Raw genomic sequence first — 10654 nt, forward strand, 5'->3', positions numbered from 1 at the left:
ATGATTATGTTACATCGTAATATTTTTAGAATTATTTACATTTAAAAAAACTAAATTTAAAGCGAGAAGGTGGGGATAATTTGAAAGAAGATTCTTTATGGAAAGTAAGCCTTGAGAGTTTGAAAATGAGAAGTAATATATTTTTTATCATTACATCTTTAAGTATCTTTTTAGGGTCCACTTATTATTACAATAAAAGATTTCCAAATCACAAATATCCTGAGTGGTTAGAATTTCTAAAGTTGATTGGATGAATAAAAGACAGAAAAACAGAAAATTAAAATAAACAAGTTATGGAGGAGCTAAAAATGAATATTAGAGAAAGTGAACTTCCGGGTATTGGTTATAAGTTTCAAATCGTTACGAAAGGTAATGAAAAGATGGTAATTGTCATTCATGATGATGGTCGTAGAGAAATGTATCATTTTGATTCAGACCATGAAGAAAGCATCTCAAGTATTTCACTACGTGACTCAGAGGCAAGACAAATCGCTGCAATATTAGGTGGAATGGTATATAAGCCTAGGGCGTTAGAAAATGTTGAGATGGTTTTTGAAGGTTTAGCGATTGAGTGGTTCAAAGTGGAGAATACAGCTCCAGCAATCGGAAAAACAATTGGCGATCTTGAAATAAGAAAAACATATAGCGTAACAATAATCGCGGTTATGAAGAAGAACATGAAGAAGCTATTTAATCCAGGACCAGAAACAGTAATTGAAGAAGGAGATATGCTTGTAGTTTCAGGTGAGAGAGAAGAAATTAAAAAAATCATTAATGAATTACTTTCAAATAGGGGGGACTGATTAGATGGATACGTTAATTTTTGAAGTTGGTACAGCTTTAGTTTTAGTGGCAATTGCAGCAGTAATTGCTGGGAAATTTAAATTCTCAGTAATTCCTTTTCTAATCGTTCTTGGAATGTTAGTAGGACCGCATGCACCGACAATAGGTGTTATCGATCTCAAATTTATTGAAAGTGCAAGTGTAATTTCCTTCCTTGGACGAATTGGGGTTCTATTCCTTCTATTCTATCTAGGATTAGAATTTTCAATGAAAAAACTAATTAAATCTGGACGCTCTATTGCGATTGGCGGAACGATTTATATTTTAATTAACTTTTCACTTGGTTTGTTATACGGATTTATAATGGGATTCCCATTACTAGAAATCTTAATTATTGCGGGTATTATTACGATTTCTTCTAGCGCTATCGTTGCTAAAGTGTTAGTGGACTTAAGAAGAACTGGTAATAATGAAACCGAATTAATTTTAGGAATTATTATGTTTGAAGATATATTCCTTGCTGTATATTTATCAGTTGTTTCTGGTTTAGTACTTGGAGATCACGCTTCCTTCTTAGGTGCCCTTACTTCAATTGGAATTGCTTTAGGATATATGCTTCTATTCTTTATAGTAGCTAGAAAGGCTACGCCGTTATTAAATAAATTGCTCAATATTAGCTCAGATGAAATCTTTATTATTGTAGTATTTGCTTCGTTATTCTTCATTGCTGGTTTTTCAGAAACAATTCACGTTGCAGAAGCAATTGGAGCACTTCTTCTAGGATTAGTTTTCTCTGAGACAGAGCATAGTGACCGAATTGAACATCTTGTTGTTCCATTTAGAGACTTTTTCGGAGCTATTTTCTTCTTCAGCTTCGGGTTAAGTATTGATCCGTTCTCATTAGGCGGAGCGATATGGTTAACGTTAGGTGCTGTCCTTCTTACGATAATCGGTAACTTTGTAGCAGGAATGATTGCAGGAAGACAAGCTGGATTATCTCATAAAGCATCAACAAATATCGGATTAACAATCGTTTCAAGAGGAGAGTTCTCCATCATTATGGCTAATATCGGTATCGCCGGTGGTTTAATGTCAGTACTGAAACCATTCTCAGCACTATACGTGCTTATACTATCCATTTTAGGCCCACTTCTGACAAAAGAGTCGAAGAATGTATATAAATTCTTAAATAAAATCTTTAAGTGGGATACGAAGACTAACTAAATTAAAAAAATAAAAGTACAAGATATTTCCTGCTTGTACTTTTATTTTGGTGATGAAAACAGTAAAGAGAGGTACATGATGTTAGGAGAGTTGATTCATTCGGTTTTAGTTTTTTTAGAAGGACTTGGTTATTGGGGAATTATGCTTGGATTAATGCTAGAGGTTATTCCAAGTGAAATCGTATTGTCTTATGCAGGCTATTTAGTATCAACAGGAAGCATTACATTTTGGGGCGCTGTCGCGTTCGGTACAATTGGTGGTGTAATTGCACAACTATTCATTTATTGGATTGGTCGATATGGAGGAAGACCTGTTCTTGAGCGATATGGAAAATATATTTTAATTCAGAAGAAACATATTGATTATGCTGAAGATTGGTTTAATCGTTATGGAACTGGCGTTATCTTTACCGCACGTTTTATTCCGGTTGTGCGTCATGCTATTTCGATACCAGCGGGTATTGCGAAAATGTCACATGCTAAGTTTATTACGCTAACTACATTAGCTGTTATTCCGTGGTCAATTGTGTTTGTATATTTAGGTTTTAAATTAGGAACAGAGTGGGAAAGTATTAATAAAGTTGCGGGGCCATATGTGAAATACTTTGCACTTGCTGCTATTGTTTGTGCAATTGGTTATTTTGTATTAAAAAAAATGATGAAAAAAAAGTGATTACAGAAAAGGAATCTATGTCGACATAGATTCTTTTTTTATTGGTATTTTTTCAAGGATGAAAGAATACGTTTAATATTTACTATATTGTGGCATACATATAGGAAAAGGGAGTTTGGAAAGGGGAATAAAGAAAAATGGAACTCCAGTTTCAAAATGTATATCAACAGGTAGAGAATTGGTATGTGTTGGATTCGGAGCTTCCTTGGGATGTCAAAAAGCTGAGAGAGGATTTGTGTTCTCTTATTGAAGTATGTAAAACACCCGTTATTTTTTGTGATACGTGTGATGCAAATGATGTACTTCTATCATTAGGGGAAGAGGAAGAAGAGTTCCTATTCCCAGTAGGTGGTTTTTATCATAAAGAAAAGAAATTAATTTTCGTTTGTATGTGGGAAGAGTATGAGCAAGTTCTCAAAACGCTACTGCATGAATTTCGCCATGCGATGCAACATAAGAGAGATATATTGTATGTGGGAAGTGAACGGTACGAAGAGCGGTGGATTGAAAAAGATGCGAGGAAGTTCGCGGAGAGGAAATTGGATGAATATAAGAGTAGAAAGTTAAAGTAAAGCATAGTGGAGAAATAGCGCTGTGCTTTTTCACTTATTAAAAATAAGTATTTGACTTTTATAAAGTTTAGTTCTAAACTAATGATATGAAACGAGCGAGGTGATGAAATGAAAACAGAAGATAGACTAGGGCTACTATTATGGTTTCGTTTGTCACGCTTTTATAATAAGAGTATTCGTGAGACGAATCAGCATTTGAAAAAATGGAATATATCTGCCGCCCAGTTTGATGTGTTAGCTCAAGTTGGAGGACATAATCGTTTAACGCAGCAAGAACTTGGAAATAAGCTATTTGTTACGAAAGGAAATGTAACGCAGCTTTTAAATAAAATGGAGCAGCTTGAGTGGATTTTGCGTGAACAAGAGGGTACTACGAAATATATTTCTTTAACAGAAAAGGGAAGAGCTTTATATGAGGAAATCGTCCCACCTCAAGAAACGTTCCAAGCAGAGAAGTTTCATAATTTAAATATAGAGGAACAAAAGCAGTTATTAACACTATTAAAAAAGTTACAGTAAGAAAAAATTTTAAAATAAATCTCGAATTCGAGATAGTATGAGGTGAAGGATATGTTTAGAAAAGTTGATCATAAAAATATGGGCAGAGCAAATCATGGTTGGTTAAATACACATTTTCATTTTTCTTTTGCCAATTACTACAATCCAAATAAAATGAACTTCGGAGCGTTACGTGTTATTAATGATGATCTAGTAGCGGCGCAAACTGGTTTTGATATGCATCCGCACCGTGATATGGAGATTATTTCTTACGTTGTAGATGGTGCTTTAACACATGAAGACAGCATGGGAAATCGCGGAACGATTGAGCGTGGACATGTTCAATATATGAGTGCTGGCACGGGTGTATTTCATAGCGAGCATAATTTAGGCGATGAAACGCTGCGTTTATTACAAATTTGGATTTTACCAGACCGCGCAGATCATAAACCAAACTATGGTGAGTTTAAATTTGATTGGAGCAAGCGTGAAGATGAATGGTTCCATATGGTATCTTCAGTAGAAGGAAATGCACCAATTCAAATTCACCAAGATGCGAATTTATATTCTTTATCATTAGAGGCTGGAAAAGAAATTCATTTTCCAGTGAAAGAAGGCCGTCAATTGTACCTTGTACAAATTGAAGGAAGCAGTGTAATAAATGGTGAAACGTTTGTTATGCGTGATGCAGCAGAAGCGGTAGAAGAAGATATTCATATTGAAGCAAAAGAGCAATCTCATTATTTAGCAATTGAATTGAAAAAACAATAAAAGGTTTATAGAAAAGAGGACATCCGATAGATGTCCTCTTTTTTTGATTAGAATTGTCTGAAAAATGTTTCTCAAATTTTGGGTAGAGGTATTGGCTGGGAAAATAAGAATTGTATAAAAGTGTCAAAAATCTTTATGGGAATGGGGAATGTTATAGTGAAAAAGCAAGTCATTTCATCAGCATTAGCGTTAACTGTTATCGCCGGGGGATTTGGAGCGTTTGGGGCAACGACAACGAAAGCGGAAGAACAAAAAATTCAATATCATCAAGAATTTAAAACACCTGCATACATAGGTGAAGAATGGAAAGCACCGGAAGGACTAGATAAAAAAGAGACAGTCTTTCAATACTTAGAGAGTAAGAAAGATATGTTTAAATTAGCAGGAAATATTGAAAAGCATTTTAATATCGTTGGGGAAGAAAAAGACGCTGAATCTGATACGACACATGTGAAGCTAGTTGAGAAACATAATAACATTCCTGTGTACGGTTCTGATCAAACTGTTACACTTGATAAAGAGAATAATGTAAAAGCATTCTTCGGACAAGTTATTCCGAATTTAGATGATAAAAATATTCCTGCAGCTGCAAGCATTACTGCGGAACAAGCAGAAACAATTGCAAAGGCAGATATTGAGAAAGAAATTGGTAAAGTAAAGAGTTATGATGGTGTGAAAAAAGATTTATTTGTATATGAAAAGGACGGTAATTACTACCTTGCATACTTAGTTAAGGCATCGATTTCAAAACCAGCTCCAGGGTATTGGCATTATTTTGTTGATGCAACGAATGGAAATGTTATTGAGAAATATAACGCTGTAGATAACATTACTGGATTTGGTTACGGAGTATTAGGTGCTAGACAATCATTTGAAATTGCTCAAGATACGAAAACAGGACAATTCAACTTGTTTGATGGTAAACGAGGACAAGGTGTTCATACATTTGATGCAGAAAATATGGACGAGAACTGGTTTAATTTATTCTCACAATGGCTTGGATATACAGGAGAAGAAGTTGAAAGTAAATCTAAGTTCTTCGAAGATAAAGCTGCAGTTGATGCTCATGTAAATGCAGGAAAAGTATATGATTACTACAAAAAGACATTTAATCGTAACTCTTTCGATGATAAAGGTGCGAAGCTTATTTCAACTGTTCACGTAGGTACAGCTTGGAATAACGCAGCTTGGAATGGTGTGCAAATGATGTACGGTGATGGTGATGGAAAAACATTCATTCCATTATCTGCTGGACTTGATGTTATCGGTCACGAATTAACGCATGCTGTAACTGAACATACAGCAAACCTTGTTTACAAAAATGAGTCAGGGGCGTTAAATGAATCGTTATCTGATATTATGGGTGTTATGGTTGAGAAGAAGAGCTGGGATTTAGGTGCTGACATTTATACACCTGATAAACCTGGTGATGCGCTTCGTTCACTAAAAGATCCAGCATCTATTCCAAACCCATTAAAACCAAGTGAAGGTTACCCAGATCACTATAGTAAACGTTATACTGGAACAGCTGATAATGGCGGCGTTCATATTAACAGTAGTATTAATAATAAAGCTGCTTATTTAGTTTCTGAAGGCGGAGATCATTACGGCGTGAAAGTAACTGGAGTGGGCCGTGAAGCGACAGAAAAAATTTACTACCGTGCGCTTACGAAATATTTAACTGCAAACTCTGACTTCAAAATGATGCGTCAAGCGGCACTTCAGTCAGCTGAAGATTTATACGGTAAAAACTCTAAAGCTGTACAAGCTGTAACGAAAGCTTATGATGCAGTAGGTGTAAAATAATAAGAGAAAAGACCTGACATCCTAGTCAGGTCTTTTCTTTATCCCGCTATCCCCAAATGATGAAATTTCCACTTTATTTAGTCGCGAATACCTAATGCGATTTTCGCCATACGTGACATACGTTCTTTCGACCACGGTGGATTCCAAACGACATTTACTTCTATTTCATTAACTTCAGGTACGTTTGTTGATAATACTTTTTTAACGTCTGATACGATTTGCCCAGCCATTGGACAACCGATAGAAGTCATAGTCATCGTAATGACAGCATTATTATTTTCATCTGCTGTAACATCATAAACTAATCCAAGATTAACGATATCAACACCTAGTTCAGGGTCAATAACAGCTTCTAAATTGGCAAGTAATTTATTTTCAAATGCTTCTTGTGACATAAGCAGCCCCTCCTACACTTTAATGATATCGATTCTCATTATAACGGAAATGAGCATAATGTGCAGGAAATGAGCTCAAAAAAATATCCCTCTTCGCAAGAGGGATATTTTTTGAACATCTATTCTGTTTTAAAATGAGATACGAGCTGATCTAACTCTTCAACTGTTTGTTTCATTTTTCTAGCAGTTACTGTCATTTCATTCATAACAATAACTTTCTGTTCAGCAGATTGTGCCGTTGCGGCAGTTTCGCTGGATACTTCAGTAGAGATAGAAGCGATGTTATTAAGTGAAGCATTCATTTCTTCAGCACTTGCAGCCATTTCTTCAGCAGTTGCTGATATATCTTGCATTTGAGTAGATACTTTATTTACTTGTTCCACAATTGTTGTGAAAGAAGTACCAGCTTCACGAATAACATTGATACCTTCAAATGCTTCAGAACGGCCTTGAGACATCATAGAGCTAGCAGTTTCTGTATCATTTTGAATTTGATGTAGTAATTGATTAATGTCTGTTGCAGCTGTTTTAGATTGTTCAGCAAGTTTTCGAACTTCGTCAGCTACGACAGCAAATCCTTTTCCTTGCTCGCCAGCACGAGCAGCCTCAATAGAAGCATTTAAAGCAAGTAAGTTTGTTTGCTCAGCAATATTAGAAATAGATTGTACAGCAGTATCAATATATTTCGTATGAGTGATTAGACGTTCAACCACTTCTGACGTAGCATTTACAGCTTCGTGTATTGTTGTCATTTGTGAAACAGATTTTTGGATAACGGTACTTCCATCGCTAGCATGTTCAGATGTGGCAACAGCAAGTTCCGCTACAGATGAAGCAGATTCAGCAATACGCTGAACACTTACTGCCATATCGTCCATTGCAGTTGAACTTTCTTCCATACTAGAAGTTTGTGATTGAATACTTGCATTTAAGTTGGACATCGAGCTTTGGACTCTTAATGTCGCCTCACGTGATGTATTCGTTTTTTCTAGCATATTTTCAGAAGCGGTTTGTACTTCCACTGATGTTTTTTGAACGCGATTAATGATATGTTGTAGGTTTTCTAACATTTTATTAAATGATGTTGCGATAGCACCGATTTCATCGTTGCTATTTACTTGTAGACGTGCCGTTAAGTCACCTTCTTGAGAGGCTAATTCTTTTAGTTTTGTATCAATTTGTTGAATTGGTTTCACAAGTTTACCAGAGAACCACCATGCAAGAATAATTGCAACGACAATACAAATAACAAGTGATAGAAAGACTGCATATTCAATTCCTAGTGAAGATTGATCAATTTGTTCAATAGATTGTTCACGTAATTTAGCTTGTTCATTACTGTAATTTGTGAAGTCACCAATTACTTTATAGACCGTTCCGTTTTCTGAAGAAGCTACTTGTAAAGCTTCTTCCCATTTTTGTTCTTTTGCAAGAGTGAATACTTTTTCTTCAACGAACTTTCTCCAAGTAGACCCTAATTCCATTGTACTTTTTACGGACGAAGAAAGATTTGGATTAGAAAGAAGTTTATCTTTTGAATCCTCAAGACGTTTACTCATCTCATTAAACTTGTCTAATTCGACTTGATCATGTTGTAGTAAATAACCTCTTAAAGCAGATAGCTGTACTTGATAAGCGTCTCCACGCTCTTTCAATTCTGTTGCCAGTGGAGAAATTTCTTTTTGTAATGTTTCAGCTTTACGAGATTGGTCAATAGCAAAAAATAAAATAAAAGCTAAGGCGATGCCAAATAAAGCGCAAATCGTTCCCATCATGAACATAAGTTTTTTTCTGATACTTACAAAATTCATATGATTAAAAGCCTCCTTTGTGAAATCTTAGTATTAGAATTAATAAATGTAAAAAATTGAAAGAAAGCTTTACTCCAGTTGGAATAAAGCTTTCTTATTTCCTTTAGGAATTATAGCAGACGGAATGAGAGATAGAAAGAGATATTTTAAATTGAAAAAAGAGAGACTGTAAAATTTTCTTTCCTATACCTTTGGGCTTGTGTCATTACAAGCGAAAGGTTCACTTTAAGCGCTTGTTTTGAAATGAGAGACGAGAACTTCAAGTTCTTGTACGATTGTTTTCATTTCAGATGATTTGTTAGCCACGATACTCATTTTGTTTACTTGATCACCAGCTGAATGTGCTGTTTGTAATGTTTCTGCAGCAACTTCATTTGAGATAGAGGCGATATTATTTAAAGCTGCGTTCATTTCTTCAGAGCTTGCAGCCATCTCTTCAGCAGTTGCAGACATTTCTTGCATTTGCGTAGAGACTTTGTTAATGTGGTTAACAATTTCTGAGAATGAAGATCCGGCAGTACGAATAACAGTAATTCCTTCAGAAGCTTCTGCTTGACCTTGTGTCATCATGTCATTTGCTATTTTAGTATCGGCTTGAATTTGATGCAGTAAATGGTTAATGTCAGTTGCGGCTAGTTGAGATTGTTCAGCAAGTTTTCGAACTTCATCAGCAACAACAGCGAATCCTTTTCCATGTTCACCAGCACGAGCTGCTTCAATAGAAGCATTTAAAGCGAGTAAATTTGTTTGCTCGGCGATATTCGAAATAGATTGAAGTGCAGTATCGATATGATTTGTATGTGTAATGAGTCGCTCAACTACTTGTGATGTAGCGTTAACAGCTTCGTTAATTGTGTGCATTTGTGTAATAGATTTCTCAATGACTTTATTCCCATCATCTGCTTTTTCTGAAGTTGTAACAGCTAAACTAGTAACAGAAGAGGCGGACTCAGCGATACGCTGAACACTCGTTGCCATGTCATCCATTGCAGTTGAACTTTCTTCAATGCTAGAAACTTGTGAACGAATATTGTGTTCAAGAGCATTCATAGTTTCTTGGGTCCTTGCGGTATTTTCCATAGAAGCAGTCGTTTCGATAAATACATTTTCGGAAGCTTCTTTTACACTTGTTGATGTTTGTTGAACTTGTTTTATTATAAGCTGTAAGTTAGTGAGCATTTGATTAAAGGAATTTGCAATGTCACCTATTTCATCTTTACTTGTTACGTGTAATCTAGCCGTTAAATCTCCATCTTGAGAAGCTAATTCTTTTAATTTCTCATCAATTTGTCGAATTGGTTTAACGAGTTTACCAGAGAACCACCATGCTAATAAAATAGACGTTAATGTACATGTAATGAGTGAGAAGAAAATAATATATTGAATAAGTGATGAAGAAGACTCAACGTCAGCAATTAATGCGTCACGTTTCTCATTCTCTTCATTTGTATATTTATTAAAACGACCTAAAAGATCATTTACATAATCTGTTTGTGCTAAAGCAATTTTGGATGCTTCGTCCCATTTTCCTTCATGCGCAAGAGGTAGTACCTCATTATCTATGACGCTACGCCATTTTCCCCCCATTAAAATAGCTTCTTTCATTCCTTCTGGGAGCTTCTTGTCACTTGTTACTTTCTCTCTAGTATCAGCTAATTTTTTCCCTTCTCGGTTGAACTTATCTAATCCTTTTTGATCATGTGATAGTAAATATTCTTGTAAACCAGCAACTTGTGCTTGGAACCAATCGCCACGTTCTTTTAAAATCGTCGCTCTTTTTGATACATCATTTTTTAACGTTTCGATTTCACTTGCTTGATTCATGGCGAATGAAAGAATAACAATAAGAGCAATGCTAAATAAAGAAGAAATGCTTAAGAGTGTGAACAGTAGTTTTTTTCGAATACTAACATATTTCATCGTTACCCCTACCCTCATTTAAACTATTTATTATAATTTATAGATATTTAAAACGAAATTAATAAAAACATTATTATGAAGTTATTAATCTGTTCAATGAAAATTATAGCAGATAATGGAAGGAGTCAGATTGGTATTAGAAAAAGTTCTTAAAATGTATACATTTGCATATCATAAAATTCATAAATAAATATTAGAAATG

The 10654-nt window shown here is 35.1% G+C and carries 10 protein-coding genes; 7 read left to right on the forward strand and 3 right to left on the reverse strand.

Annotation, left to right across the window (positions count from 1 at the left end; all coding sequences use genetic code 11):
- The first annotated feature begins 308 nt into the window (after positions 1–308).
- From ABWK52_RS24465 to ABWK52_RS24495, 7 genes are all read left to right on the forward strand, one after another.
- Positions 309–803, forward strand: coding sequence for a cation:proton antiporter regulatory subunit (locus tag ABWK52_RS24465; RefSeq protein ID WP_001026075.1), 495 nt, complete (start codon positions 309–311; stop codon positions 801–803).
- A gap of 4 nt (positions 804–807) precedes the next feature.
- Positions 808–2007 carry a cation:proton antiporter gene (locus ABWK52_RS24470; RefSeq protein WP_000380223.1) on the forward strand — a complete coding sequence of 400 codons (1200 nt, stop codon included), beginning with the start codon at positions 808–810 and terminating at the stop codon, positions 2005–2007.
- 78 nt (positions 2008–2085) lie between these two features.
- The gene (locus tag ABWK52_RS24475) at positions 2086–2679 is read left to right on the forward strand and encodes a DedA family protein (RefSeq protein WP_000900214.1); all 594 of its coding nucleotides are present in this window, start codon (positions 2086–2088) and stop codon (positions 2677–2679) included.
- Between the two features lie 137 nt (positions 2680–2816).
- Positions 2817–3251: a DUF3920 family protein gene (locus tag ABWK52_RS24480; RefSeq protein WP_000422794.1), complete on the forward strand. Its 435-nt coding sequence runs from the start codon at positions 2817–2819 to the stop codon at positions 3249–3251.
- A 108-nt stretch (positions 3252–3359) separates the two neighbouring features.
- The gene (locus ABWK52_RS24485; protein WP_000845467.1) at positions 3360–3770 is read left to right on the forward strand and encodes a MarR family winged helix-turn-helix transcriptional regulator; all 411 of its coding nucleotides are present in this window, start codon (positions 3360–3362) and stop codon (positions 3768–3770) included.
- Between the two features lie 51 nt (positions 3771–3821).
- A complete protein-coding gene (locus ABWK52_RS24490) occupies positions 3822–4520 on the forward strand; it encodes a pirin family protein (protein ID WP_071739825.1) in 699 nt (232 codons plus the stop codon).
- Between the two features lie 156 nt (positions 4521–4676).
- The gene (locus tag ABWK52_RS24495; protein WP_033685825.1) at positions 4677–6326 is read left to right on the forward strand and encodes a M4 family metallopeptidase; all 1650 of its coding nucleotides are present in this window, start codon (positions 4677–4679) and stop codon (positions 6324–6326) included.
- Positions 6327–6403: 77 nt separating this feature from the next.
- Here ABWK52_RS24495 and ABWK52_RS24500 read toward each other — a convergent pair whose 3' ends face one another.
- From ABWK52_RS24500 to ABWK52_RS24510, 3 genes are all read right to left on the reverse strand, one after another.
- Entirely contained in the window at positions 6404–6721 is a 318-nt protein-coding gene (locus tag ABWK52_RS24500; RefSeq protein ID WP_000076422.1) for a metal-sulfur cluster assembly factor, read from the reverse strand.
- 119 nt (positions 6722–6840) lie between these two features.
- Entirely contained in the window at positions 6841–8532 is a 1692-nt protein-coding gene (locus ABWK52_RS24505) for a methyl-accepting chemotaxis protein (RefSeq protein WP_016110910.1), read from the reverse strand.
- Between the two features lie 225 nt (positions 8533–8757).
- Positions 8758–10452 (reverse strand): methyl-accepting chemotaxis protein, encoded by a 1695-nt coding sequence (locus ABWK52_RS24510; RefSeq protein WP_097796615.1) that lies wholly within the window; start codon positions 10450–10452, stop codon positions 8758–8760.
- Positions 10453–10654: the final 202 nt, after the last annotated feature.

Origin of the sequence: Bacillus sp. AP50, from assembly GCF_040492675.1 — a bacterium.
Lineage (GTDB): Bacteria > Bacillota > Bacilli > Bacillales > Bacillaceae_G > Bacillus_A > Bacillus_A cereus.